The following is a 23,896-nucleotide window of genomic DNA, read 5'->3' on the forward strand; positions in this document are numbered from 1 at the left end:
GCCTCCCAGCGCGGGGAGGCACCGCCGTCGTGGTTTAACGGGTTGGGCTAAAGCGGGTGGGAAGGGTCAGGGGGAAACGTCAGGAGCGAAAAGTTCAGGGTCGAAACGGCCGTCAGTACTGAAACGGACGCCTAGCCTTCGTAGCTTTCGTCCGCACGGAACTCGTCGTCCGCGTCCAGCGGAACTACCCGTTCGTCGTCGTCCACTGCCTCGGAGTTGGCGGGAACAACGCGTTCTTCGGAATCAAGGAATTCGTCTTCCGCGTCCCAGTCTTCGTCCACCGGCGCGTCCTCGGCAAAGTCGTAGGCGGGATCGGACTCGATGGTGTGGCGGGTGTCCGGCTCGGGGCGCGATCCGTTGGTGTTCATCAGGCAGACCTCCGTGTGATTGGACTTCCGTACCCGCCGTCGGCGGGGCACATTTTCATCAGATCACCGCGGGTGCGGGCGGTCAAGGGCGTTCGCACTGGCCACGGTCGCTGCCTCCGGCGTCCGGCGTTATTGAGGTTTCCCTAAACTTTTGGCTAAGGGTTACCGGCCGAAAATCCGCGGAATTACGGGGTAAAGTGGGCGATGCAATGGGGCCGCAGCACGTCCCAGCTACCCAGGAGTTCCCGTGTCTCAGCACGCAAAATCTGACCCTCACACCAGCGGCAACGCCTCCGCCCCGCCTGCCTCAACCAACGGCCCCGCAACCGGCGCCGCGCCCAACCCCGCGGCCTCCCGCCCGGAACCCAGCGCCGCGGACATCAGGCGCTGGCGCCAGTACCTCGCCGACGAACGGGCCGAGGCTGCCGTCTACCGTGATCTCGCCCAGAACCGCTCCGGCGAGGAGCGCGCCATCCTTTTGGCCCTCGCCGAAGCCGAGGGCCGCCACGAGGCACACTGGCTGAAACTGCTTGGTGAGCACGCCGGCAAGCCCCGGCACGCGTCCTTCCGCAGCCGCCTTCTGGGTTTCCTGGCCCGGCACTTTGGCTCCGTGTTTGTGCTTGCGCTGGCGCAGCGGGCGGAGGGCCGCTCCCCGTACACCAGGGAACCGTCCGCCACCCCGGCCATGGCGGCCGACGAGCAGATCCACGAGGAAGTGGTCCGCGGCCTGGCAACACGCGGCCGCAACCGGCTGGCCGGCACGTTCCGCGCCGCCGTCTTCGGCGCCAACGACGGCCTGGTCAGCAACCTGTCGCTGGTCATGGGCATGGCCGCCACGGGCGTTGGCAGCGGCGTGGTCCTGCTCAGCGGCATCTCCGGACTCCTGGCCGGGGCATTCTCCATGGGCGCCGGCGAATTCGTGTCGGTCCGTTCCCAGCGCGAGCTCCTGGACGCCACCCGTCCCACCCAGGTGACACTGGTGGCGGCACCCCAGCTGGACATCGAACACAACGAGCTCCTGCTGGTCTACCTGGCCCGCGGCATGTCCCGCGAGGCCGCCGAACACCGCGTGGCCGAACGCATGGGCCTCTTCACGTGCGACTGCGATCCGAGCCTCTCGCTCCATCCCGAACTGCCCGAGACCGAGGACGAGCACCAAGCCGTGGGCACGGCCTGGGGCGCCGCCCTCTCCAGCTTCTGCTTCTTCGCCTCGGGCGCGATCGTGCCCATCATTCCCTTCCTTTTCGGCATGACCGGAATCGGCGCCCTCATGGTGGCGGCGGTCCTGGTGGGCATCGCGCTGCTGGCCACCGGCGGCACCGTCGGCCTGCTGTCCGGCACCTCGCCACTGACCCGCGGCCTCCGGCAGCTCGCCATCGGCCTTGGTGCTGCCGGCGTCACCTACCTCCTGGGCATGGCGTTTGGCGCTGTCATCGCCTGAGCCGGAGTTATCGTCTCGGGTGGGTTGGCTGGTTGCACCGGTTGGCCGGGTTGCCCGGCGGGATAGTCCGGCGGGTTTCGTGGGCTGGCCAGCGGAACTGTAAAGTAGGCCTCTTTGCCTGGTGCTCGTTTGTCGGGTGCCTTGTCTACCAATTGCTTGTCTACCAATTGCTTGTTTGCCTGGTGCCCGATTCCTTGTGGAGGCGACGCGGCAGAGGAATGCCGTGAAAGGGGTGCAGTGGAGGGTCAAGACCCCGGGTACAGTCAACGCCGCCACCGCTACCGGCCGCGTCATTCAGGTCCGGCCACCGCGGCGGCCAGGTTTATCCGCCGCCTGATCGTGCTCGCTGCCCTCGGTTGCGCGGCTTTCCTCGCGGCCGGAATGGCGTACGGGGACCCCCGCTTTGCCGGTGTGCTGAACTTCCGCATCGGTTCCGGGGACCAGTCCTCGTCCCGCCAGAATGATGCCGGACAGGATGATGCCGGCCAGAATGGCGCGGGGCAAAATCAGTCGGGACAGGATGATGCGGGGAACGATCCGGTCGGGCAAGCGGGACACGCGGGACAGCCCGGACCGAGGACACAGTCAGCCGGGGAAGACGCCGGCGCGCCCGGCAGTACCTCGGGCGCACCGCCGCCGGGACTCGAGGAGGCAGCCGCTCCCCTGGGCGCGCCGGAACCGCCTCCGGAGCCCAGCGACTCCTATAAGTTCCTTGCTGTGAACAGCGACGGCTCCCCGGTGGGCTACTCGCCGTGCCGTCCGCTGCACTACGTGGTGAATGCCAGCCTTGCGCCGGACGGTGCGGCGGGCCTGGTTCCCCTGGCGATCCGGGAAATCTCCCGCGTCACCGGCATCCGGTTTGTCGACGACGGCGCCACCGACGAGCAGCCCTCGGACCAGCGTGCCCCTTACCAGCCCGAGGCCTACGGCGACCGCTGGGCGCCCCTGCTCATCAGCTGGACCACGCCGGACGCGGCGCCCAAGCTGGGCGGCAAGGTCATCGGCACCGGCGGCAGTACCCACTACAGCTACGGGAACGGTCCCAAGAGCTATGTCACCGGCAGCCTGGAACTGGATGCCCCGCAGATGGCTATTGAGCTGGAACGCCCCGACGGCACTGGCTACGCCACCGCCGTCATCCTCCATGAACTGGGCCATGTCATGGGGCTGGAACATGTCAACGACCCCGTGCAGCTCATGTATCCGGAGATCGGCGCCCCCGATGGCCTGGCGGCCGGCGATCTGAACGGCCTCTATCAACTCGGCAAGACGCCCTGCCGCAAGGACCTGTAGGCCAGCCCTGGTTCCGGACACCCGCGCCGCGGAGTTACCCGCCTCGCCGAGTTACCCGCGGCGCCGGTTCACCGCCGGCTACGGTTCCCGCGGCCGTTCACCTGCCGAGGACCGAGAGCGCCTCACCCACGCTGTCCACCAGGAAGATCCGCTGCTCCATCGCCCGCCCGGCGGCCAGGCTCTGCAGCATGGGCCAGGCCGGGAAACGCTGCTCCCAGTGTTCCCTGCCGACCAGCACCATGGGGGTCATGGTTTCCGGGGCGCCATAGTAGTTCTCGCAGGCATCCTGGAAGATCTCCTGCACCGTGCCCGCTGCACCCGGCAGGAATACGATCCCTCCGCTGCAGACCTCCAGGAGAATGGCCTCGCGGACGGCGTTGGCAAAGTACTTGGCGATGTGGGTGGCGAAGTAGTTGGGCGGTTCATGGCCGTAAAACCAGGTGGGAATGCCGAGGGACGCGGCCCCGCCCGGAAAGCGTCCGACGGCGGCTGCCGCAGCGCGGGCCCAGGCGGACACCGAGGGTCGGAAGCCGGGGACGGCAGCCAACTCCCGAAGCACACCCTGGAATTCGTCGTCGTCGGCCGCGCTCAGGTAGGCACCCAGGTTCGCCGCCTCCATGGCTCCGGGGCCCCCGCCGGTGGCCACCAGGTGGCCGCGCCGGGCCAGAAGCCGTCCCAGCGTGGCGGCGGCGGCGAAGCCGCCGGTCCCCCGCTGCAGGGCGTGGCCTCCCATGACTCCGACGATGGAACGGCCTCCACTGTTGAGGCTCCGGACGAACTCCTCCAGGGCATCGCCGACGGCGTGGTCGTGCAGGGCTGCGGCGAGGGTGGAGTCGAGGCGGTTCCGCTGCCCCGGCCGCATGCTCCATTGGTAGACCAAAGCGTCGGGGGTATTCTCGTACGGCTCATATGCGATGCCCGCGTACAGCTCCTGCGGGGTATAGAGGCCGGCACGGTACGGATTGAATGGAACGCCGGTGAGCCGTGGAAAGATGAGTGCGCCCCGGCTGCGGAGTGTTGCCTCCACGCCCGGGTCGAAGGTGCAGCCCAGGAAAACCGCCCCCTCGGCGTCCAGGGCCGCCAGGGCGGTGCCCCGTCCGCGGAGGTCGAGTGACTGGGCATGCCAGCCGTGCATCGCCCGGGCCCCGGCCTTCACCAGCCGGTCGAAGCGGGAGATGCTGTCCACCTCAAGGGTCCGCGGGCTGGGGTTAAGGCTGCCGGAGGGGTTCATGCTGCCCAGCCTAGTGGGCTGTTGAATCTCCCGGCCGAAGCCTGCCGCGAACTCCACGGTCCCAAAACCCAACTAGGTAGCAGTTGTGGGCGTTCCCAGCGCTGAGAACGCCCTTAACTGCTACCTAGTCGGATGGATAGACCAGGAAGCCCGTTAGGAGACCTGGAGGCCGCCGTTGATGTCGTAGGTGGCGGCGGTGATGTAGCCCGAGTCCGCACCCAGCAGGAAGGAGATCAGCGCGGCCACTTCCTCGCGGGTGCCCACGCGGCCCATCATGATGCCCTCGGACATCTGGGCCTTGCGCTCCTCGGTCAGCGTGCCGCCCATGATGTCGGTGTCGATCGGGCCCGGGGCAATGGCGTTCACGGTCACGCCGAACTCGCCGACTTCGCGGGCCAGGGCGCGGGTGAAGCCGATGATGCCGGCCTTGGAGGCGCTGTAGGCCACCTTGGAGTAGGTGCCGCCGCCGCGCTGGGCGGAGATGGAGGAGATGCTCACGATGCGGCCGAGCTTGCGTTCGATCATGCCCTTGAGCACCCGCTGGGATACCACGAATGTGCCGCGCATGTTGATGGCGAAGACCTTGTCCCACTCGGCAACCGTGGTTTCCATGAAGGTGGTCGGGGAGCTGATGCCGGCGAGGTTGGCGAGAGCCACGATCGGCGGCAGGGATGCTTCGATCTCGGTGATCGCCCGGTCCACGGATGCTTCGTCGGAGACATCGGCGCCCACGCCGATCGCCTTCACTGCACGGTTGGACCCGATCTCCGCGGCGGCGGCCTTCGCGTCCTCGGCGTTGATGTCCAGGATCGCGATGGACCAGCCTTCGCTGGCCATGCGGTCAGCTGCTGCGCGGCCGATGCCGCGGGCGGACGCCGCGCCGGTCAGCACAACGGTGCGCTCTGCGGGGAAAGGGGTGATTGAGCTCATTGCGGTGTTCCTTCGGGTGGTACTCGGATGGGTCTTTAGTGGCTGGCCGGGGCGTCTGCGGAGGCGTTGACTGCCGGATCCAGCGCCGCATCGCCTTCGGGGCGCCTGCGGGCGTAGAGGTAGGTGGCCACAGCCGTGACGCACAGGCAGAAGGAGAGGAAGAGCAGGCCGCTCTGGTTGTTGCCGGTGGCGTCCTTCAGCAGGCCCACTGCGTAAGGGGCGACGAATCCGCCGAGGTTGCCCAGTGAGTTGACCATGGCCAGGCCGGAGGCTGCGGCCGCGCCGGTGAGCGCTGCGGACGGCATGGACAGGAACGGGGCAATGGCTCCGTAGATGCCCATGGCCGAGGCGGTCAGTGCGACGAGTGCCAGGACAGGGTTGACCGGGAGCATGTAGCCTGCGGCGAGCAGGCCCAGGCCGGCCAGGACCATGCTGACGGCGCTGTGCCACGCGCGTTTGCCGGTCCTGTCAGCACGCTTGCTCCAGAAGTAGACGAAGGCTGCGGCCACTGCGTACGGGATGAGGACGATGAATCCGACCTGGGCCGTGGAGAACTTCCCCAGGGCAGCCACGATGGTGGGCATCCAGAGTCCGAGGCCGTAGATGCCGCAGACCAGGCCGAAGTAGAGGGCCGAGTAGACGAGGGTGCGCTTGTCCTTGAGGCCGGCCAGGAAGTTGTGGCTGCTGCCCTTGGATTTGGCTGCCAGTTCGGCGTCCATGGTGGTGGTGAGCCATTCGCGTTCGTCGGCGTTGAGCCACTTGGCGTCGCGGGGGCGGTCCGTCATCAGGAAGGGGGTCAGTACGCCCAGCAGGATGGCGGGGATGCCTTCAATAATGTAGAGCCACTGCCAGCCGTGCAGGCCCATGACGCCGTCCATCTGGAGGAGCAGGCCGGAAACAGGTGCACCCAGTGCGTTGGAGACGGGCTGGGCCAGGATGAAGATGCCCAGCACGGTGACGCGCTGCGCGGCCGGAAACCACAAGGTCAGGTAGAAGAGGATGGCGGGGAAGAAGCCGGCCTCGGCGGCACCGAGCAGGAAGCGGATGATGTAGTAGGTGGATTCGCCGTTCACCAGGGCCATCGCGGCTGCGAAGATGCCCCAGGTAATGAGGATGCGGGCCAGCCATTTGCGGGCGCCAAACTTGTACATGCCGGCGTTGCTGGGGATTTCGAGAACGGCGTAGCCGAGGAAGAAGATGCCGGCGCCCAGCCCGTAGGCTGCGGCGCTCAGGCCGATGTCCTCGCTCATGGTCAGTTTGGCGAAGCCGACGTTGTTTCGGTCCAGGTACGCGATGAAGTAGAGCAGGACGATCAGGGGCATTACGCGGCGGCGGACCTTGCGGAGCGTGCGGTCTCCAAGCTCGCCGAGTCCGGAGGACTTTGTGGTTAATGAAGTCATCATCGACCTTCTGTCTGGCGGTTCCCGGCCCGGCGGCTTCGCGGTGGGAATCGCTGCTTGTCTTTGTGGGGGTTCTGTCCGGTTTCAGTGAATATGTCTGTTTTATCTGATGTCAGACATCTGACGGAAGAACATGACCAAAAGCATAGGAGAGTGACGAGCGTTACGTCAAGGTGAAAGAAGTGTGCCTAGGAGGGTTGGCCGTGAACGTAGCGCTCGTAGTCCTCAAAGGTCTGGTCCATGTGCTCGTCCATTGCCTTGCGCGCCAGTTCGGCGTCGCCGGTGAGGATGCTCTCCAGCACGCGCTGATGGAAGGCGATGGCGTGGCGCTGGATCTCCTCGATGGCGGACGTCTCGCGGCGGGCGCGGTAGAGGGACTGGCCCAGCTGGGCCAGGAGGGCACGGACAAACGGATTGCCGGAAGCCTTCAGGACGGTGTCGTGGAAGGCGATGTCGGCCGCCACGAACCCGTCGAGGTCTCCGGCCTGGTGATACCGTTTCATGTCCGCGATGGACGCCCGCATCTCCTCGGCATGTTCAGGAGTGTGACGCCTGGCGGCGAGCGCGGCGGCGCCGGTTTCGACCATGCGCCGGACCTCGATCAGGCCGCGGGACACCTGGTCGTCCGCGTTGCCGTGGGATGCCGCCTTGATGATGGCGTCGAGGCCGGTCCAGTTGTCCGCCGGATTCACGAACGTCCCGCGGCCGGCTTTGACGTACAGAATGTTCTGCGCCCGGAGTGCCTTCAAGGCTTCCCGGGCGGTCAGCCGGCTGACGTCGTAGGCCTTGGCGATGTCGGCTTCCGGCGGCAAGGCATCGTGCGGCTTCAGCCTGCCGTCGAGTATGTCGTCCAGCAGACCGTCAACAAGGTCGTCAACAAGTGTCCTGCGCCCCACCGACTGCCCTACTTTCGCCTTGCCTAATGCTCCCAACACTACCGAAACCGGCGCAGACCCAGTAACAGCGGCGCCAAGTGCGTCGACGGGCGGCTTACGGACCCGTAACGTAGGCGTCCAGCCTGGCGAGTGTCCTGTCGATGTTCTCCGGATGGCGGCGCAGGTAGCCGGCAAGCCGGAGCAGGAACCTGCCGCGGACGCCGCGGGCATCCCACTGTTCGGTCACCAGCGTCCCGGGCAGCCCGCTGCTGTCGGCGGCCGGTTCCAGCAGGTAACGCCACACATGCCCGTAGAAGTGGCGCCAGGCGATCCGCCGGCCCTCCTCGAACTCAGTGACGGTGTTGAGGATCCGGTAATTTACCCGGATGTTCATGTCCATGCCGAACTTGGCACCCGGACCAAGCCGGCCCGGACCCTTGGGCTGGGCGCCCTTGACCGTGTCCGAACCGTCGATTTCGCTGTGCAGCGCGGGCGTGGCCAGGATCTCGAAGATCCGGCCCGGTTCCGCGGCGATGAAGCGGTCCCGGGACACCAAATATCGGTTGCTCATCGGCCCAGCCTAATCGTCCGGATATGGGGCAGAATTTGAGGATGCAGAATTCAACGCGGAATTCAGGACGAGTGCAGACCCCAGACGCAGCGCAGACCCCAGATGCATCGCAGAGCCCAGACGCGACGCCGGATGCAGACGCCACACCGGGTGCGGCGCCGGGCGACGTGCGCCGGCCGCGGATCGGCATTCCCGTCCGGCTGAGCAGCTCGGCGGATCCTGACCCACGGGTGGCGAAGGCCAACAGCCTCTTCGGCTGCATTGTCAGCCTCATCCGCGATGTCGGCGGAGAACCGGTGCTGCTCACCCCTGAATCACTGGAGGGTGGCGCGTCGCTGGAGGGCGGGCTGAGGGGCGCGCCCACCAGCGGAACAGCGGGCAATGGCGCACCCGGCCGTGGAACGGCCGACGGCGGAGCCTCCGACGGCGATAAGGCAGCAGACGCGCCCGAGGCGCTTGACGGCGTCGTACTTCCCGGCGGCGGCGACGTTGACCCGCGCCTCTACGGCGAGGAGCCGGGCCCCTCCCTCTATGACGTCAACGCAGAACAGGACCGGCTGGACATCGCGGTGGCGCGGCGCGCGCTCGATGCCGGCACGCCGGTGCTGGGAATCTGCCGCGGACACCAGCTGCTCAATGTCCTGTACGGCGGGACGCTGGTCCAGGACATGACGCCGGGCACCGTGCCCCACCGCCAGATCCCGGCAGCGGCCAACAGGCCATGGGTCTGGCACGAGGTGACGATCACCCCGGGGTCCAAGGTGGCCAAGATGTATGCCGCCGCCCCAAATCCGGACGGCGGTCCGGCGTCCGGCGGCACCGATGATGCAGCCGCGGGTGGCACGGCAGCGGGTGGCACGGCAGCGGGTGGCACGGCAGCAGCGGGCACGGCAGCGGGTGGCACGGCCGCCGTGGAGGTCAAGATCGCTTCCGGCCACCACCAGGCGGTCGACCGGGTGGCGCCGGGGCTACTGGTGACCGCCGTGGCGGATGACGGCACGGTGGAGGCGCTGGAGGACCCCGAGCGGTGGGTCGCATCGGTGCAGTGGCATCCGGAGGCCCTGGAACTGACAGAGGAGCAGCGGCTTGCCCCGTTCCGGGTGTTCGTGGAGGCCTGCCGCACGCGCTGAGCGGCGGGCGACCGCCGGCCCCTCGCCCGCCTCCCCGGCCGTCGCGCTCTCAAACTGGCGCATTTCTTGACTGGCGGCGGCGCCCTGCTATGATCAAAATCAGAGTATGTCCTAACAAACGGACATGCACTGACATACAGGCTACTGGACGCAGGAACCTGCAGCACAAAGGGAGCACTCAATGGCGAACCAACTACACCTCAGCATCGACCGCTCATCGCCGGTGCCGCTGTACCATCAGGTCGTCCAGGGCATTGAAGCTGCCATCCACACCGGACTGCTGGAACCCGGGAGCCGGCTGGAAAACGAGATCGACCTCGCCGCCCAGTTGAACCTCTCGCGCCCCACCATGCGCAAGGCAATGGACGAACTGGTCCGTTCCGGGCTGCTGGTCCGCAAGCGCGGTGTGGGCACGCAGGTGGTGTCGAGCCAGGTCCGCCGCCCGCTTGAGCTGTCCAGCCTGTACGACGACCTGACGAACAACGGCAGCAAGCCCACCACCGAGGTGCTCACCTTTGCGCACGTCGACGCCGACGCCGCCACGCGGGAGGCACTGCACCTGGCCGCCGGGGCCAAGGTCTATCACTTCACCAGGCTCCGGAAGGTGGGCGGCAAGCCGCTGGCCCTGATGGAGAACTGGGTGCGTGACGACATCACGCACATCGACGAGGACCTGCTGAAGACCCAGGGCCTGTACGGCATCCTGCGCGGCGGCGGCGTCAACTTCCGCCTGGCCACGCAGCGCATTGGCGCCATGGTGGCCAACGACTACCAGGCCCCGCTCCTCGAGACCGAGGCCGGATCGGCCCTGGTCACCATGGAACGCACCGCCGTCGACGACACGGGGCGGAACGTGGAAACCGGGCACCACGTCTACCGGGGTGACTCTTACAGCTTCGAAATGACACTCGTCCAGCGCTAGCCCGCAGCGGCGGTTCCAGCGCGGGGGCGGCGACTTGCCTGGCCCCGGCGCGGAGCCGTGGTGCGCCGAACACGACCACACATCCGAAAGGGACACCAACTATGGCCGAATGGGTATACCCCCTGGGCAGTGCAGCCGAAGGCTGCTGGGACATTTCGCTGGGAACGTCCGACTCGAAACTTGCGGTGGAAGGCTGGGAACACACGGGACTGAAGGTGGCCACGCTGGCGCCGGGCGCCGTCGTCGACCTCCCGCGCGCGGCCGAAGAACGAATTGTCATCCCGCTGAGGGGGGCGTTCACCGCCACCGTGGACGGGCTGGACCACCCCCTGTCGGGGCGGGCCAGCGTCTTTAGCGGACCCACCGACGTGCTGTACTCCGGGACGGACAAGGCTGTGAGGATCACGTCGTCCGACGGCGGCCGGGTTGCCATCGCGACGGCGCCCGCCAATGTCCAGTACCCCACCCGCCTGGTCACTGCGGCGGAGACGCCGGTCGAGCTGCGCGGAGCCGGCAACTGCTCGCGCCAGGTCCACAATTTCGGCACCCCCGCCGCGCTGGAGGCCGACCGGTTCATCGTGTGCGAAGTCCTCACGCCCGCCGGCAACTGGTCCTCCTACCCTCCCCACAAGCATGATGAGGAGAAGGAGGGCGAGACCAGGCTTGAGGAGATCTACTACTTCGAGACGCGGGTGGCCGACGTCCCCGGATCCAATGGCCCCGGGGAGAACGCTGACGCCATCGGCTACCAGCGGGTCTATGCCTCCGACCACCGGCCCATCGACGTTTCGGCCGAGGTCCGCACCGGCGACGTGGTGCTGGTCCCCTACGGCTGGCACGGCCCGGCCATGGCCGCACCGGGCTATGACATGTACTACCTCAACGTCATGGCCGGGCCCGGCCGCGTGCGCGACTGGCTCATCAGCGACGACCCGCACCACGGCTGGGTGCGCCAGACCTGGGACAGCCAGAACCTGGACCCCAGGCTGCCGTTCGGGGCGTAGCAGGCGGTCAGCGGGCGGCGGCGGGTTCGACGTCGGCCGCTTCAGTCTGGACCGAAGCGCCAGTTGGACCCGAAGCGCCAGGCGCCGGTTCCGCCGTCGGGAATGCGACAGCAGCCCGGCGGGCAGTTGCCTTGGCCCGGGCAGCGGCACCGGCCATCACCACCAGGCCGAGCAGGGTGATCGCGGCCCCCGCCCAGATGGGCGACGTGTAGCCCAGGCCGGCGGTGATGGTCACGCCGCCGAGCCAGGCGCCCAGGGCATTGCCCACATTGAACGCGCCGATGTTGGCTCCGGACGCGAGCGTGGGTGCCTTGGCCGCGTACTTCATGACGCGCATCTGCAGGCCCGGCACCGTGGCGAATCCGAAGCCACCCAAGAGCAGCAGCGAGGCGATGGTGAGCACCTGGTTGCCCGCGCTCAGGGCGAAAACCACCAGCACGACAACCAGGACGGCGAGTACGGCGAGCAGGGTGCGGTCCACGTCGCGGTCGGCCGCCCTGCCGCCGAGCGTGTTGCCGATAAACAGGCCCACGCCGAAGACAATCAGCAGCCATGGCACCGTGGACGCGGCGAATCCGGAAACCTCGGTGAGGGTGAAGGCGATGTAGGTGAACGCACCGAACATTCCGCCGTAGCCGAGGATGGTGACGAGGATGGACAGCCACACCTGGCCGGAGCGGAAGGCGCTCAGCTCGCTGCGCAGGCCGCTGCTGGCGGTGTCCCCGCTCCCGGCCTTGGGCACCAGGGCCAGGATTCCGATGAGCGCCAGCACACCGATGCCGGTGATGGCCCAGAAGGTGGAACGCCAGCCCGCGGCCTGCCCCAGCAGTGTGCCGAGCGGAACTCCGAGGACATTGGCGGCGGTGAGGCCGGTGAACATGATGGCGATGGCGGCGGCCTTCTTCGTTGGCTCCACCATACCGGCAGCAACGACCGCCCCGATGCCGAAGAAGGCACCGTGCGCGAGGGCTGCAACCACCCGGCCCGCCATCATCGCCCAGTAATCGGGAGCAATGGCGGACAGCAGGTTGCCGACTATGAAGAGCACCAGCAGCAAGGCCAGTACGGGTTTGCGCTGGAAGCGGGAAACCGCGGCGGTGAGTCCCAGGGCTCCCACCACGACGGCGAGGGCATAGCCGGAGATGAACCAGCCGGCGGAGGCTTCGCTCACCCGGAAGTCGGCAGCCACCTCGGGGAGGAGCCCCATGATGACGAACTCGGTGAGTCCGATGCCGAACCCGCCGAGGGCTAGGGCTATCAGGCCAACAGGCATGGATGTGCTCCTTCGGAACTGTACTGAATGGGAAGCGCAGCGTAAGGTATTAGTTGCAGGCGCGCTATATTTTGTTGCACAAGCAAATATTGCACAAAAAGATATCCCGCGCAAGCAACTATCTACCGTGCTCTGTTCCGAGTGAGCCGGAGAACTGAAGGAGGAGAGCCCATGGGCATCAAGGATGACGCCGTGGAGGTGCGCGCCCAGGGTTGGCGCACTCTGGCGGCCCTGCACGGGCTGATCGAGGCGGAGCTGGAGCGCTCGCTGCAGGGGCAGGCGCGGCTCTCCGTCGTCGAGTACACCGTGCTCGACGCGCTCAGCCGGCAGGACGGGTGGCACATGCGCATGCAGCAGCTGGCGCGCGCCACCGCTCTCAGCGCCAGCGCGACCACCCGCCTGGTGAACCGGCTGGAGGACCGCGCCCTGCTGACGCGCATCCTGTGCGCGGACGACCGGCGCGGGATCTACACCGAACTCACCGGCAGCGGGAGCAAGCTGCTGGCAGAAGCGCGGCCGGTCCACGACGCCGCACTGGAGCGGACCCTGGCCGAAGCGCAGCAGGTGCCGGAGCTGGCTCCCCTCGTGGACGCCCTCCCCCGCCTCCACGCCGGCGTCTAGCCACCGACACCAGGAACCGCTCCGGCGCTGGAGTTTTTGTGCAGATAATGCCCCTTCGAAGGCATCGAGGGGGCATTATCTGGACGAAAACTCCGGAGTGGAACGGTCCTTAGTGGACCCGGGTTCCAGCGTCGGCGGGGGTTCCCGCTTCGGCGCGGGTCCTTTCTTCGGCAGCGGTCCTTGCTTCGGCAGCGGTCCTTGCTTCGGCGGGCACGCCGGCCTGGTGCTTGAAGTAGTGCTCCACGTCCTCGAGGCTCTTGTCCTTGGTCTCGGGAACGTACTTCGCGGCAAACAAAATCGCGCCCGCGCCGAGGACGGCGAACACGAAGAATGTGCTGGAGATGCCGATGGCCGCGAGCAGCTGCGGGAAGCCGAAGCCGATCAGGAAGTTCACGGTCCAGAGCACGAAGGCCGATGCCCCCATGCCCAGGCCGCGCAGCTTCAGCGGGAAGATCTCCGAGAGCATGAGCCACGTGACCGGTGAAATGGCCCCCTGCTGGAACGCGAGGAACGTGACTGTCAGCGCCAGGATCACGTACCCGCGGCCGGTGCCCTCGGGCAGGACCAGCGAGAACAGGCCGATCAGCAGGAGCGCCGATGTGGTACCGACCTGGCCGGTGATGAGCATCCGGCGGCGCCCCACCTTGCCGAGGAGCCAGATTCCCACGAAGGTGGCCAGCACGGAGATGACACCGTTGGCGATGTTGGCGCTCAGGGCCGCCTCCCGGCCGAAGCCGGCATCCGCCAGGATCTGCGTTCCGTAGTACATGATCGAGTTCACGCCGGTGATCTGCTGGATCACCGCAAGGCCGACGCCGACGAAGAAGATCCGCCGCAGCCACGGGACCTGCAGGTCCTTCCAGGACCCCATCTTGGACTTGTAGTCCTCCACGGCCATGGCCTTGACTTCTTCGAACTCCGCCGCGGCGTCGGCCTTGGAGCGGATGCGCTGGAGCACGCCGAGCGCCTCGCCGAAGCTGCCCATTGAGGCGAGCCAGCGGGGGCTTTCGGGCATGAAGGCCATGCCGATCCACAGGGCGACGGCCGGCAGCGTGGCGATCACCAGCATCCATCGCCAGATGCCCCCGGCTTCGCCGAAGGTGTTGCCGAGGTAGGCGTTGAAAATGAAGGCGAGCAGCTGGCCGGTGACGATCATGAGCTCGTTTTGCGTCACGATCCGTCCGCGGCGGGCCGACGGCGACACCTCCGCGAGGTAAACCGGCACCGTCACGGACGCGCCGCCCACCGCCAGGCCAAGGACGAAGCGGGCCGCCACCATGAACCCGGTGCTGGGTGCGAGGGTGCAGGACAGCGTGCCGATCAGGAAGATGACGGCAAGGACCATGATCATCTTGCGGCGGCCGTTCCGGTCCGCCAGCCGGCCGCCGAAAAGGGCACCGAAGGCGGCGCCGAAGAGCAGCGACGACGTCACCATGCCCTCGGCCAGCGGGGTCAGTCCCAGATCCTCCTGCATGTACGGCAGGGCACCGTTAATGACGCCTGTGTCGTAGCCGAAGAGCAGCCCGCCGAAGGTTGAAATGATGGTAACGGTGCGGAGCGCCCGCTGGTGTTTTAAGTCGGCCTTCCCGGAAGGCGCGGCCATCATACGGTGACTTTCTGCACGTACTGCTTCATGGTGTCCAGCTGGAAGCGGGAAACCTCCTCGGCGTTCTCGTTTTCGGCGAAGACGCTGGACACCATCACAGTGTCGTCCCGGTCTAGGAACCCGATTTCCTTCAGGCCGCCGAAGAACTCATCCCAGTTCACGTCGCCGTCGCCGATCTTCAGGTGCTGGTGCACCCGGACGGCGTTGCCCGGCGGGTTGGTGATGTAGCGCAGTCCGTGCGAGGCGTGGTGGTCCATGGTGTCGGCGACGTGGACCAGGCGGAGCCTGTCCCCTGCCGCGCGCATGATGTCCAGCGGCGAGTCCTTCATGTGGAAGCTGTGCGAGGCCACGTAGACCATACCGACGTTCTTCGAGTTCAGCCCGCGGATGACGCGGATCGCGGCGAGGCCTTCCTCGACGAAGTCGTCTGGGTGCGGGTCGATGAGCAGGTCGATGCCTTCGCGCTCGATGATGGGGAGCAGTTCCTCCATGGAGCGGTAGAACGCGCGCTCGGATTCCTCGGCAAGCTCAGGCCGGCCGCTGAATTCGGTGTTCATGGTGCTCACGCCCAGGTCCACGGCGATCTGGATGGCGCGCTTCCAGTAACGCACTGCCGCCTCACGGGCGTCCTCGTCCGGGCCAGACCAGCGCAGCACGGGCAGGATGGACGCGATTTCGATCCCCGCGTCGGTGCACGCCTTCTTCAGCTGGCCCACCAGTTCGTCGTCGGCCTTGGGGTGGTTGTAGAAGGGGATGAAGTCCGGGTGCGGCGTCATCTGCATGTACTTGTAGCCGAGGTCGGCCACCACCTTGGGGAATTCCAGCAGGCTGTGGCTGTGGTGGAAGGGGGTGGGATCAAGGGCGATTTTCACGAGGAACACTCCATTGTGGAAAGAGTCGGTTAACGAAAGGAGTTTTTGTCCAGATAATGCAACCCTGAGGGACTCGAAGGCGCATTATCTGGACAAAAACTCCTATGAACGGGTGGGCCTAGCTGTAGAGCGCAGGCTTGGCGTTCAGCTTCACGGCCACCTTTTCGCCGTTCTTCTGCGCTTCGACGCCGGCCTCGCAGCAGGCGGCGGTGGCGTAGCCGTCCCAAGCGGTGGGTCCGCCGATTTCGCCGCGGAGTGCGGCGTCGACCCAGGCCTGGATTTCGACGTCGTATGCGGCGCCAAAGCGCTCCTCGAAGCCGGGCGTGACCTTGCCGCCCCAGCGGCCGTTGCTGCGGAGATACGGGCCGCTGTCGCCGCCGATGCTGACGATGCCGTCCTCGAAGGAAGCCTGGGTGGCCACTTCGTAGCCGAACTTGGCGTTCACGTAGATTTCGACGTCGGCCAGGACGCCGGACTCGGTCTCGATCAGGACGTGCTGGGGGTCGTGCTGGCCGGCCGGGGCGTTTTTCGTGGCCTTGCCGAGGCGGACCTGGACGGACGTGATCTCTTCGCCGGTGAAGAAGCGGATGGCGTCGAACTCGTGGACCACGGAGTCGTTGATGAGCATCTCGTTGGTGAAGCCCGCCGGGGTGTTGGGGTTCCGGTGCTGGTGGTGCAGCATCAGCAGTTCGCCGAGTTCGCCGTTGCGGATGACCGAACCGAGGGCTGCGTATTCGGCGTCGAAGCGGCGCATGAAGCCCACCTGGATGCGCTTGCGGCCCAGCTTCTCCTCGGCCTGGACGATCTTCCATGACGACTCTGCGTCGGGCGTCAGCGGCTTCTCGCACAGGATGGGGATGTCCTTGGCGATGGCCTTGAGCAGGATCTCCTCGTGCAGGAAGCCGGGCGTGGCGATGAGGACGGCGTTGACGTCGCCGTTGTTCAGCGCCTCTTCGGCGTCGGCCAGGGCAACGGCCCCGGGGATGCCCTCGATGGCAGCCTGCGCGCGGGCGAGGTCAACGTCGACGACGGCGGCAACTTCAGCGCCGTGGATCCGCTTGCTGAGGCGCTGGATGTGGTCCGCGCCCATGCGGCCGGCGCCGATAACGGCGACGCGAAGGGTTTCAGTCATTGTTCTTTCCTTAGGTTTGGAATGCCGGGGCTGAGGCTAGTTGACCGCGGTGCGGGAGCCGCAGGACAGCAGGTAACTCTTGGTGCGCTTGGCGATGGGCATGGGAACGTCGAAGGCCACCGGGTACATGTCCTGTTCCACGATGCCGAAGATCGGCCGGTCCAGCGCCTCGACGGCTTCGATGACCGCGCGCAGGTCCGGCAAGCCGTTGGGCGGTTCCGTCATGACGCCGGCCAGGTTGGCAGCTGCCCAGGTCATGTTTTCCTCGTTGACCTTCTTGAGGACGTCCGGGTTGATCTGCTTCAGGTGCAGGTACCCGATCCGGTCCGGGTAGTTCTTGATGAGCTCCAGGCTGGAGGCGCCGCAGTATTCCGCGTGGCCGGTGTCCAGGCACAGGTTGAGGTACTTCGGGTCCGTCGCGCCGAGGAGCGTCTCGATGTCCTCCTGTGCCCCGACATGGGAATCGGCGTGCGAGTGGAACTGCTGCTTCAGGCCGAAGTCCTCGAGGAGCGTTTTTCCGAGGCGGTTGTGGCCGGCGAACAGATCGCCCCAGGCCTTGTCGCTGAGCGTGCCGCTCTCCACGGCCTCGCCTGTGACGTCGTCGCGCCACATGGCCGGGATGACCACGATGTGTTCGCCGCCCATGGCTGCCGTCAGTTCGGCGACCTTGCGGGCGGGCTCCCAGGCCGTCTCCCACTGGTCCAGGCCGCGGTGGAACGCGGTGAAGACCGTTCCGGCGCAGACTTTCAGATCGCGCTGCTTGAGCTCTTCGGCGAGGCGGGTGGGGTCGTTGGGCAGGTAGCCGTAGGGGCCCAGCTCGATCCATTTGTAGCCGGACTCGGCCACCTCATCCAGGAACCGCTCCCACGGGGTCTGCTTGGGGTCATCCGCAAACCAGACGCCCCAGGAATCCGGTGCGGTGCCGATGATCAGCTTGTTCTCAGTCATGAAGGTTTCCTCAGTTGGAGCCGGTGGTCAGTTGGAGGGGAAGTTGTAGGAGGCGCCGGAGGCGTGGGTGGGTTCGGGCCAGCGGGAGGTGATGACTTTGCCGCGGGTGTAGAAGGAGACGCCTTCGGGGCCGTAGATGTGCTTGTCGCCGAAGAGGGAGGCTTTCCAGCCGCCGAACGAGTGGTACGCGACCGGGACGGGCAGGGGGACGTTGATGCCGATCATGCCGACGGTGACGGAGCGCTGGAACTTGCGGGCGGCGGCGCCGGAGGAGGTGAAGATGGCGGTGCCGTTGCCGTAGGGGTTGGAGTTGATCAGTTTGATGCCGTCTTCGAGGGTGTCGACGCGGACGACGACGAGGACGGGTCCGAAGATTTCCTCGGTGTAGGCGGTCATTTCGGTTTTGACGTGGTCGAGGACGGTGGGGCCGACCCAGAAGCCGTCTTCGTGGCCGGGGACGACGAGGTCGCGGCCGTCCACGACCATCGCGGCGCCGGCGGTTTCGGCTTCGGTGACGATCCTGACGATCCGTTCCCTGGAGGCCGGGGTGATGACGGGGCCCATTTCGGCGCCCGGGACGGTGCCGTTGTTGACCTTCACCGCGGTGGCGCGTTCTTCGACCTTCTTGACCAGCAGGTCGGCTGCGTCGCCGACGGCGACGGCGACGGAGATCGCCATGCAGCGTTCCCCGGCGGAGCCGAACGCGGCGGCGGCGAGGTGGTCGGCGGCGTTGTCCAGGTCGGCGTCGGGCAGGATGATGGCGTGGTTCTTGGCCCCGCCGAGGGCCTGGACGCGCTTGCCGTGCTTCGTGGCGGTCTCGTGGACGTACTGGGCGATCGGGGTGGAGCCGACGAAGGAGATGCCGTCCACGTCCGGGTGGGTCAGCAGCCCGTCGACGGTTTCCTTGTCGCCGTGCAGGACCTGGAACACCCCGTCCGGCAGGCCTGCCTGCTTCCAGAGCTTGGCGAGCAGCATGGAGGCGGAGGGGTCGCGTTCGGAGGGCTTGAGGATGAACGCGTTGCCGGTGGCGATCGCCATCGGGGCCATCCACAGCGGCACCATGACCGGGAAGTTGAACGGGGTGATCCCGGCGACCACGCCGAGGGGTTCGCGGAAGGAGAACACGTCGATGCCGGTGGAGACCTGGTCCGAGTAGTCGCCCTTGAGCAGTGACGGGATGCCGCAGGCGAACTCGATGACCTCCAGGCCGCGGCCAATCTCGCCCTTCGCGTCGGAGAGGACCTTGCCGTGCTCGGCCGTGATCAGCTCGGCGAGTTCGTCGATGTGCTCGGCGACGAGTTCGCGGAACTTGAACAGCACGGCGGTGCGCTTGGCCAGGGAAATATCACCCCAGGAATCAGCCGCAGCACGGGCGGCGGCGACGGTGGTATCCAGGTCCGCCCGGTTGGCCAGGCGCAGCTCCGCGCTGACCTGCCCGGTTGCCGGGTTGTACACCGGGGTGCTGCGGTCGCCCTCGCCGGCGGTCTCGGCACCGTTGATGAAATGGTTGATGGTGGTGGTGACGGTCGTCGTTGACATAAAGATGACTTCCTTCGTCTGTGGCTGGTCGTGAAGCGTTGGGGGGGTTAGCCGAGCAGCTTGCGCTGGCGGTTCTTGTGGTCGGTGTAGGTCTTGTAGGCCTGCTGGGTGGATTCCAGTTCGGAAACGGCGGAGACTGGCACGTCCCACCAGGATTCGGAGCCCGGGGCGTCCAGCAGCGGGTCGGATTCGACGTGGATCACGATCGGGCCGCCGCGCTCCGGGGCGGCTTTGGCGTCGCGGATGGCCTGTTCGAGTTCGGCGATGGCCTTCTCCCCGGGCTCGATCCGGATGACCTTCACGCCGAGGGACTCGGCGTTCAGGGCCAGGTCCACCGGAAGGGTCTCGCCCTCGTCGAAGCTGTGCTGTTCCTCGTCCAGGGCCCGGTACTGGGTGCCGAAGCGCTGCGAGCCGAGGGATTCGGAGAGGGAGCCGATGGAGGCGTAGCCGTGGTTCTGGATCAGGACCACGATCAGTTTGATCCGTTCGGCGACGGCGGTGACCAGTTCGGTGTGCATCATCAGGTAGGAGCCGTCCCCGACCATTACGACGACGTCGCGCTGGGTACCGCCCGCTTTGGCTTCGGCCAGGGCGGCGCGCTTGACGCCGAGGCCGCCGGGGATTTCGTAGCCCATGCAGGAGTAGGCGTATTCGACGTGGTAGCCGAACGGGTCGCGGACACGCCACATCTTGTGCAGATCCCCCGGCAGGGAACCGGCGGCGCAGATGACCACGTCGGAGGCGTCCATGGCCCGGTTGGTGGCGCCGATGATCTCGTTCTGCGCCGGCAGCGGGCTGAACCGCGTGTCGAATGCCTCGTCTACGGTCGCGTCCCACCGCTTCTTCTCGTTGGCGATCTTCTGCTCGAGGTCGGCGCCCACGCGGTAGCCGCCGAGCGCCTGGTTGAGCTTGACGAGGGCCTTGCGGGCATCGGCGACGATCGGCAGCGAGGTGCCGTGCTTGTACGCGTCGATCGGGGCGACGTTGATGTTGATGAACTTCAGGTCCGGGTTCTGGAACGCGGTCCGGGACGCGGTGGTGAAGTCCTCGTAGCGGGTGCCGATGCCGATGATCAGGTCCGCTTCGGCAGCGATGGCGTTGGCCGCCGTCGTGCCCGTGGACCCGATCGCGCCGAGGGAGAACTGGTGGTCCCAGGGCAGCACGCCGACGCCGGCCTGCGTGTTGCCCACCGGGATCCCGGTCAGTTCGGCGAACCTGGCCAGTTCCTCGTTGGCGTAGGCGTAGAGGACGCCGCCGCCGGCGATGATCAGGGGCCGCTTCGCGGCCCGGATCGCTGCGGCGGCGCGGGCGATGTCGTCGTCGTCCGCTTCCGGGCGGCGGATCCGCCACTCCCGCTCGGCCAGGAACTCCTCGGGGATGTCGAAGGCCTCGGCCTGGACGTCCTGGGGCAGCGAGATGGTCACCGCGCCTGTCTCGGCCGGGTCGGTCAGGACGCGCAGGCCGTGGTGGAACGCGGAGAACAGCTGCTCCGGGCGGGTGACCCGGTCGAAGAACTTGGACAGCGGCCGGAACGCGTCATTGACCGTGAGGTCGTAGGCGTAGGGCTGCTCGAGCTGCTGCAGCACCGGGTCGGCGGCGCGGGTCGCGAACGTGTCCGAGGGCAGCAGCAGCACCGGCAAACGGTTCGTGGTGGCCAGCGCCGCACCGGTGAGCAGGTTCGAGGACCCCGGGCCGATCGAGGTGCTGATCGCGAAGGTCTGGCGGCGCCGGGTGTGCCGGGCGAAGCCGACAGCCTGGTGCGACTGGGCCTGCTCGTTGCGGCCCTGGTAGTACGGCATGATCCGCGGATCGAGCTGCTGGTACTGCTTCAGTGCCTGGCCCACACCGGCAACGTTGCCGTGCCCGAAAATGCCGAACGTGCCGGGGATCAGCCGCTCACGGAAATCAACCCCGCCCACTGAATCGACGGTGTACTGCTTGGAAAGGTATTCGACCACGGCCTGCGCCACGGTCATTCTGCGTGTTGCAGTGCCAGTATTCGTCCCCATGGAAAGTTACTCCGATACTTCTGCGGTGCGGGCTGATGTGGTGTGGTGCAGGAGTGAGGCGGCCGCGGCGACCGCCCCGGCGACATCGCCGTCCGCCGGGTACAGCAGCGTCCGGCCGACGGTGAGTCCCTGCACACCGGGCAGGGCGAGAGCGGCTCCCCAGGTGGCGAACACCTCGTCCTGGGTGCCAGCCGGGTCTCCGCCCAGCAGCACGGTGGGCATGGTGGTGGCGGCCATGACGCGTTCCATCTCGGCCACGACGGGCAGCTTCATCCACGTGTACGCGCTGGTGGAACCCAGGCCCTCGGCGATGGCGATGGACTTGATGACCGCGTCCGGGCTCAGGTCGTTACGGACCCGGCCGTTCTCCCGGACCGACAGGAACGGCTCCACCATGGCGATCAGCTTCCGCTCGGCGAGCGAGTCGATCGCCTTCGCCGTCGCCTCGAGCAGCGAGACGGTGTCCGGGTCGCCGAGGCAGATCCGGGTCAGCATTTTGCCGCCGTCCGCGCCCAGTTCCTCCAGGGCGGCGGCGGTGTGGCCCGTGAAGCGGTCGTCGAACTCGTTGACCAGGCCGGCGAGGCCGCCGCGGTTCATCGACCCGAAGACCAGCTTGCCCTCCAGAGCGCCCAGGAGCAGCAGGTCATCCATGATGTCCGGGGACGCCAGGATGCCGTCCACTGCCGGGTTGGCAAGCGCAATCTGCAGCCGGTCCAACAGCTGGCGGCGGTCCGCCATGGCCACCGGGTCGTTACCGACGGAGAGGGCGCCACGGGCCGGGTGGTCGGCGGCGACGATGAAGTTCTGCCGGCCGTGCTTCAAACCGGGGTGACGGCGGCGGGCCTTGGCGGCCCTGGCCACTGCGTCCGGGTCTTCGAGCCGGATGGTGCTCAGGTGCTCGTAGCGGCGGGGGTTGTCATCCACCGCGAGGGTCGCGGTGCCGGGGTTCAGGCTCACAGGGCCGCTCCTTCGGGGACAGAAATGGTGGGAACAGAGTCCTGGCCGGGAACCGCATCGGGAACCAGGCGTCCGCGCTCGGCGAGCAGCGAGGTGACCTCGGCCGGCGTCGGCATCGCATCTGCGCAGGACAGCCGCGAGGCGACGATGGCGCCGGCCGCGTTGGCGTAGTCCAGGACCTGGGCCAGCGGCCAGCCCGAAAGCAGCCCGTGGACAAAGGCCCCGCCGAACGAGTCGCCGGCACCCAGGCCGTTGACGGTCTCCACCGGGACAGGGGCCGACACCACGCGCTCGGTGCGGGTCTTGGCCATCACGCCTTCCGGGCCGAGCTTGACGACGGCGATCTCGACGCCGGCGGCCAGCAGTCGGTCCGCCTGCTCATCCGGAGTGCCCGGGCCCACGGCCACGGAGCACTCCTGGTCGTTGCCGATCGCGACGGTGACGTGCGGCAGGATCCGCGCCACCTGCTCCCGGGCCTCCTCCTCGGAGGCCCAGAACATGGGGCGGTAGTCGAGGTCCAGGATGGTGAACTGGCCCTCCGTCAGGCCCGTGCGCGGCCGTGCCTCATGGGCCTTGATGTGCGCTCCGCGGCTGGGCTCCTGGCACAACCCGGTCACCGTGGACCAGAAGATCCGGGCGTCGCGGATGGCGTCGGTGTCAAGCTCGTCGGCCTTGATCTGCAGGTCCGGCGCCGTCGGGAAGCGCCCGTAGAAGTACAGCGGGAACTCATGCGTCTCGGGCATGATGGCGCAGAACGTCGCCGGTGTCTGGAGCCCCGGAACCGGGCTAACGAAGGAATCATCAACGCCGAACTTTTCCAGTTCGCGGTGCAGATACGTACCGAACGGGTCATCCCCGGTGCGGGTGATGACGCCGGTCCGGCGGCCATGGCGGGCGGCGGCCACAGCAACATTGGACGGCGAGCCGCCGAGGTATTTGCCGAAGGACGTGACATCCTCCAGCCCTACCCCGATATCGTTCGGGTAGATATCAACGCTGATGCGCCCGATCGTGAGCAGTTCGTGGGTCACGGTAATCGTGGACCTTTCTTTTGGATCTCAACCTCTAAGCAGCCGAACGGCCAAGGCTCCGGCGTTCCGCGGCCCCGTGAGCGGGACCACATGAACTACTGTGCCCTAGAATTTATGTCCTGTCAAAGGTTTGTACTGACATACTTACAACAAGCAGAAGTGCCTCGAAATAGCAGTGCTGCGCAGGTGCCGGCAGGGACGCGAAGGGGTAGTATTTCCGCCCCTATTTTTTCGGCACGGCAAGCTCACCGGTGACGTACTGGGCACGGCCGAATCCGAAGGACCAGTCCCCCGCGGTGTTCTCGACATATCCAATGAAGACGTCCTCACCGGCGACTCCCAGTGCCCCCAATTTCCCCGCCACGGCCGCAAAGAGGCTCTGCTTGGCCTCCTGACTGCGCCCGCCCTGCGTGAAGATCTGGATCATAATGACGTCGCGCGTGCGCTCGAAGCCAAGGCCCGCATCCTGGGCCACGATCTGACCCGGCGCGTGCTCGGTGACGATGTGGAAGTAGTCGCGTTCCGGGATGCCATATTCAGCCAGGATGGCGTCATGGATGCCCCGGCTCAGGAGGTTGAGTTCATCCTGGCTGCGCCCCGAGTGGACGTCGATTCGTACGAGCGGCATTTCGTCTCCTTTGATAGTTTGTCCTGACATACTATCAAAGTACGGATGCCGCGCAAGACCCTCCTCCGCGGTTGCCCAACTGGGTAGCAGCTCAGGGCGTTCCCAGGGCTGGGAA

General features: G+C 67.0%; 23 protein-coding genes. 6 read left to right on the top strand and 17 right to left on the bottom strand.

The annotated features are described in order from the left end of the window. Positions 1 to 131: 131 nt before the first annotated feature. A complete protein-coding gene (locus ACFQ50_RS22020) occupies positions 132 to 368 on the bottom strand; it encodes a hypothetical protein (RefSeq protein ID WP_377997737.1) in 237 nt (78 codons plus the stop codon). 247 nt (positions 369 to 615) lie between these two features. Here ACFQ50_RS22020 and ACFQ50_RS22025 point away from each other — a divergent pair, with 247 nt between their 5' ends. Next, positions 616 to 1,809 (top strand): VIT1/CCC1 transporter family protein, encoded by a 1,194-nt coding sequence (locus tag ACFQ50_RS22025; protein ID WP_377997738.1) that lies wholly within the window; start codon positions 616 to 618, stop codon positions 1,807 to 1,809. Between the two features lie 294 nt (positions 1,810 to 2,103). On the opposite strand, the gene ACFQ50_RS22030 is transcribed toward ACFQ50_RS22025, so the two are convergent. Beyond that, positions 2,104 to 2,358: a hypothetical protein gene (locus ACFQ50_RS22030; protein WP_377997739.1), complete on the bottom strand. Its 255-nt coding sequence runs from the start codon at positions 2,356 to 2,358 to the stop codon at positions 2,104 to 2,106. Positions 2,359 to 2,526: 168 nt separating this feature from the next. Here ACFQ50_RS22030 and ACFQ50_RS22035 point away from each other — a divergent pair, with 168 nt between their 5' ends. After that, a complete protein-coding gene (locus ACFQ50_RS22035; protein ID WP_377997740.1) occupies positions 2,527 to 3,102 on the top strand; it encodes a matrixin family metalloprotease in 576 nt (191 codons plus the stop codon). 97 nt (positions 3,103 to 3,199) lie between these two features. Here the strand turns inward: ACFQ50_RS22035 and ACFQ50_RS22040 are convergent, their stop codons facing one another. The 5 genes from ACFQ50_RS22040 to ACFQ50_RS22060 all read right to left on the bottom strand — a co-directional run bounded on the left by ACFQ50_RS22040 (position 3,200) and on the right by ACFQ50_RS22060 (position 8,109). Beyond that, entirely contained in the window at positions 3,200 to 4,333 is a 1,134-nt protein-coding gene (locus tag ACFQ50_RS22040) for an LOG family protein (RefSeq protein WP_377997741.1), read from the bottom strand. 153 nt (positions 4,334 to 4,486) lie between these two features. After that, a complete protein-coding gene (locus ACFQ50_RS22045) occupies positions 4,487 to 5,263 on the bottom strand; it encodes an SDR family NAD(P)-dependent oxidoreductase (protein WP_377997742.1) in 777 nt (258 codons plus the stop codon). A gap of 35 nt (positions 5,264 to 5,298) precedes the next feature. Continuing rightward, positions 5,299 to 6,666: an MFS transporter gene (locus tag ACFQ50_RS22050; protein WP_377997743.1), complete on the bottom strand. Its 1,368-nt coding sequence runs from the start codon at positions 6,664 to 6,666 to the stop codon at positions 5,299 to 5,301. Positions 6,667 to 6,851: 185 nt separating this feature from the next. Next, complete coding sequence (locus tag ACFQ50_RS22055) at positions 6,852 to 7,559, bottom strand: FadR/GntR family transcriptional regulator (RefSeq protein WP_377997744.1); 708 nt, start codon at positions 7,557 to 7,559, stop codon at positions 6,852 to 6,854. Between the two features lie 94 nt (positions 7,560 to 7,653). After that, entirely contained in the window at positions 7,654 to 8,109 is a 456-nt protein-coding gene (locus ACFQ50_RS22060; RefSeq protein WP_377997745.1) for an SRPBCC family protein, read from the bottom strand. 41 nt (positions 8,110 to 8,150) lie between these two features. On the opposite strand from ACFQ50_RS22060, the gene ACFQ50_RS22065 reads away from it, so the two are divergent. The 3 genes from ACFQ50_RS22065 (at position 8,151) to iolB (ending at position 11,165) form a co-directional block, all read left to right on the top strand. Then, a complete protein-coding gene (locus ACFQ50_RS22065) occupies positions 8,151 to 9,239 on the top strand; it encodes a gamma-glutamyl-gamma-aminobutyrate hydrolase family protein (protein WP_377997746.1) in 1,089 nt (362 codons plus the stop codon). Positions 9,240 to 9,420: 181 nt separating this feature from the next. Beyond that, the gene (locus ACFQ50_RS22070; RefSeq protein WP_377997747.1) at positions 9,421 to 10,161 is read left to right on the top strand and encodes a GntR family transcriptional regulator; all 741 of its coding nucleotides are present in this window, start codon (positions 9,421 to 9,423) and stop codon (positions 10,159 to 10,161) included. 101 nt (positions 10,162 to 10,262) lie between these two features. Continuing rightward, on the top strand, positions 10,263 to 11,165 hold the full coding sequence (gene iolB / locus ACFQ50_RS22075; protein WP_377997748.1) for a 5-deoxy-glucuronate isomerase: 903 nt from the start codon (positions 10,263 to 10,265) through the stop codon (positions 11,163 to 11,165). 7 nt (positions 11,166 to 11,172) lie between these two features. Here the strand turns inward: iolB and ACFQ50_RS22080 are convergent, their stop codons facing one another. Further along, positions 11,173 to 12,438, bottom strand: a complete 1,266-nt coding sequence (locus tag ACFQ50_RS22080) for an MFS transporter (protein ID WP_377997749.1) — start codon at positions 12,436 to 12,438, stop codon at positions 11,173 to 11,175. Positions 12,439 to 12,609: 171 nt separating this feature from the next. Between ACFQ50_RS22080 and ACFQ50_RS22085 the strand changes: the two genes are divergently transcribed. Next, positions 12,610 to 13,059 (top strand): MarR family winged helix-turn-helix transcriptional regulator, encoded by a 450-nt coding sequence (locus ACFQ50_RS22085; protein ID WP_377997750.1) that lies wholly within the window; start codon positions 12,610 to 12,612, stop codon positions 13,057 to 13,059. A 109-nt stretch (positions 13,060 to 13,168) separates the two neighbouring features. Here ACFQ50_RS22085 and ACFQ50_RS22090 read toward each other — a convergent pair whose 3' ends face one another. The 9 genes from ACFQ50_RS22090 to ACFQ50_RS22130 all read right to left on the bottom strand — a co-directional run bounded on the left by ACFQ50_RS22090 (position 13,169) and on the right by ACFQ50_RS22130 (position 23,781). Continuing rightward, the gene (locus ACFQ50_RS22090) at positions 13,169 to 14,665 is read right to left on the bottom strand and encodes a sugar porter family MFS transporter (protein ID WP_377997751.1); all 1,497 of its coding nucleotides are present in this window, start codon (positions 14,663 to 14,665) and stop codon (positions 13,169 to 13,171) included. After that, positions 14,662 to 15,537, bottom strand: coding sequence for a sugar phosphate isomerase/epimerase family protein (locus tag ACFQ50_RS22095; RefSeq protein ID WP_377997752.1), 876 nt, complete (start codon positions 15,535 to 15,537; stop codon positions 14,662 to 14,664). Before ACFQ50_RS22095 ends, ACFQ50_RS22090 begins: the two co-directional genes overlap by 4 nt. 118 nt (positions 15,538 to 15,655) lie before the next feature. Continuing rightward, the gene (locus ACFQ50_RS22100; RefSeq protein ID WP_377997753.1) at positions 15,656 to 16,669 is read right to left on the bottom strand and encodes a Gfo/Idh/MocA family protein; all 1,014 of its coding nucleotides are present in this window, start codon (positions 16,667 to 16,669) and stop codon (positions 15,656 to 15,658) included. 36 nt (positions 16,670 to 16,705) lie between these two features. Continuing rightward, the gene (locus tag ACFQ50_RS22105; RefSeq protein WP_377997754.1) at positions 16,706 to 17,617 is read right to left on the bottom strand and encodes a sugar phosphate isomerase/epimerase family protein; all 912 of its coding nucleotides are present in this window, start codon (positions 17,615 to 17,617) and stop codon (positions 16,706 to 16,708) included. A gap of 27 nt (positions 17,618 to 17,644) precedes the next feature. After that, the gene (locus ACFQ50_RS22110; RefSeq protein ID WP_377997755.1) at positions 17,645 to 19,156 is read right to left on the bottom strand and encodes a CoA-acylating methylmalonate-semialdehyde dehydrogenase; all 1,512 of its coding nucleotides are present in this window, start codon (positions 19,154 to 19,156) and stop codon (positions 17,645 to 17,647) included. A 47-nt stretch (positions 19,157 to 19,203) separates the two neighbouring features. Then, positions 19,204 to 21,132 carry a 3D-(3,5/4)-trihydroxycyclohexane-1,2-dione acylhydrolase (decyclizing) gene (gene iolD / locus ACFQ50_RS22115; protein WP_377997759.1) on the bottom strand — a complete coding sequence of 643 codons (1,929 nt, stop codon included), beginning with the start codon at positions 21,130 to 21,132 and terminating at the stop codon, positions 19,204 to 19,206. Between the two features lie 39 nt (positions 21,133 to 21,171). Beyond that, the gene (locus ACFQ50_RS22120) at positions 21,172 to 22,122 is read right to left on the bottom strand and encodes a deoxyribose-phosphate aldolase (RefSeq protein WP_377997756.1); all 951 of its coding nucleotides are present in this window, start codon (positions 22,120 to 22,122) and stop codon (positions 21,172 to 21,174) included. After that, a complete protein-coding gene (gene iolC, locus ACFQ50_RS22125; protein WP_377997757.1) occupies positions 22,119 to 23,153 on the bottom strand; it encodes a 5-dehydro-2-deoxygluconokinase in 1,035 nt (344 codons plus the stop codon). Before iolC ends, ACFQ50_RS22120 begins: the two co-directional genes overlap by 4 nt. Before the next feature lie 223 nt (positions 23,154 to 23,376). Continuing rightward, positions 23,377 to 23,781 carry a tautomerase family protein gene (locus ACFQ50_RS22130; protein WP_377997758.1) on the bottom strand — a complete coding sequence of 135 codons (405 nt, stop codon included), beginning with the start codon at positions 23,779 to 23,781 and terminating at the stop codon, positions 23,377 to 23,379. Positions 23,782 to 23,896: the final 115 nt, after the last annotated feature.

It is taken from the genome of Arthrobacter sp. NPDC056493, assembly GCF_042795115.1.
Classification (GTDB): domain Bacteria; phylum Actinomycetota; class Actinomycetes; order Actinomycetales; family Micrococcaceae; genus Arthrobacter.

Coding starts and splice junctions, on each gene's coding strand:
- ACFQ50_RS22020 (WP_377997737.1), bottom strand. CDS start 368: ATGAACACCAACGGATCGCGCCCCGAGCCGGACACCCGCCACACCATC.
- ACFQ50_RS22040 (WP_377997741.1), bottom strand. CDS start 4,333: ATGAACCCCTCCGGCAGCCTTAACCCCAGCCCGCGGACCCTTGAGGTG.
- ACFQ50_RS22045 (WP_377997742.1), bottom strand. CDS start 5,263: ATGAGCTCAATCACCCCTTTCCCCGCAGAGCGCACCGTTGTGCTGACC.
- ACFQ50_RS22050 (WP_377997743.1), bottom strand. CDS start 6,666: ATGATGACTTCATTAACCACAAAGTCCTCCGGACTCGGCGAGCTTGGA.
- ACFQ50_RS22060 (WP_377997745.1), bottom strand. CDS start 8,109: ATGAGCAACCGATATTTGGTGTCCCGGGACCGCTTCATCGCCGCGGAA.
- ACFQ50_RS22065 (WP_377997746.1), top strand. CDS start 8,151: ATGCAGAATTCAACGCGGAATTCAGGACGAGTGCAGACCCCAGACGCA.
- ACFQ50_RS22070 (WP_377997747.1), top strand. CDS start 9,421: ATGGCGAACCAACTACACCTCAGCATCGACCGCTCATCGCCGGTGCCG.
- iolB (WP_377997748.1), top strand. CDS start 10,263: ATGGCCGAATGGGTATACCCCCTGGGCAGTGCAGCCGAAGGCTGCTGG.
- ACFQ50_RS22080 (WP_377997749.1), bottom strand. CDS start 12,438: ATGCCTGTTGGCCTGATAGCCCTAGCCCTCGGCGGGTTCGGCATCGGA.
- ACFQ50_RS22085 (WP_377997750.1), top strand. CDS start 12,610: ATGGGCATCAAGGATGACGCCGTGGAGGTGCGCGCCCAGGGTTGGCGC.
- ACFQ50_RS22090 (WP_377997751.1), bottom strand. CDS start 14,665: ATGATGGCCGCGCCTTCCGGGAAGGCCGACTTAAAACACCAGCGGGCG.
- ACFQ50_RS22100 (WP_377997753.1), bottom strand. CDS start 16,669: ATGACTGAAACCCTTCGCGTCGCCGTTATCGGCGCCGGCCGCATGGGC.
- ACFQ50_RS22105 (WP_377997754.1), bottom strand. CDS start 17,617: ATGACTGAGAACAAGCTGATCATCGGCACCGCACCGGATTCCTGGGGC.
- ACFQ50_RS22110 (WP_377997755.1), bottom strand. CDS start 19,156: ATGTCAACGACGACCGTCACCACCACCATCAACCATTTCATCAACGGT.
- iolD (WP_377997759.1), bottom strand. CDS start 21,132: ATGACCGTGGCGCAGGCCGTGGTCGAATACCTTTCCAAGCAGTACACC.
- ACFQ50_RS22130 (WP_377997758.1), bottom strand. CDS start 23,781: ATGCCGCTCGTACGAATCGACGTCCACTCGGGGCGCAGCCAGGATGAA.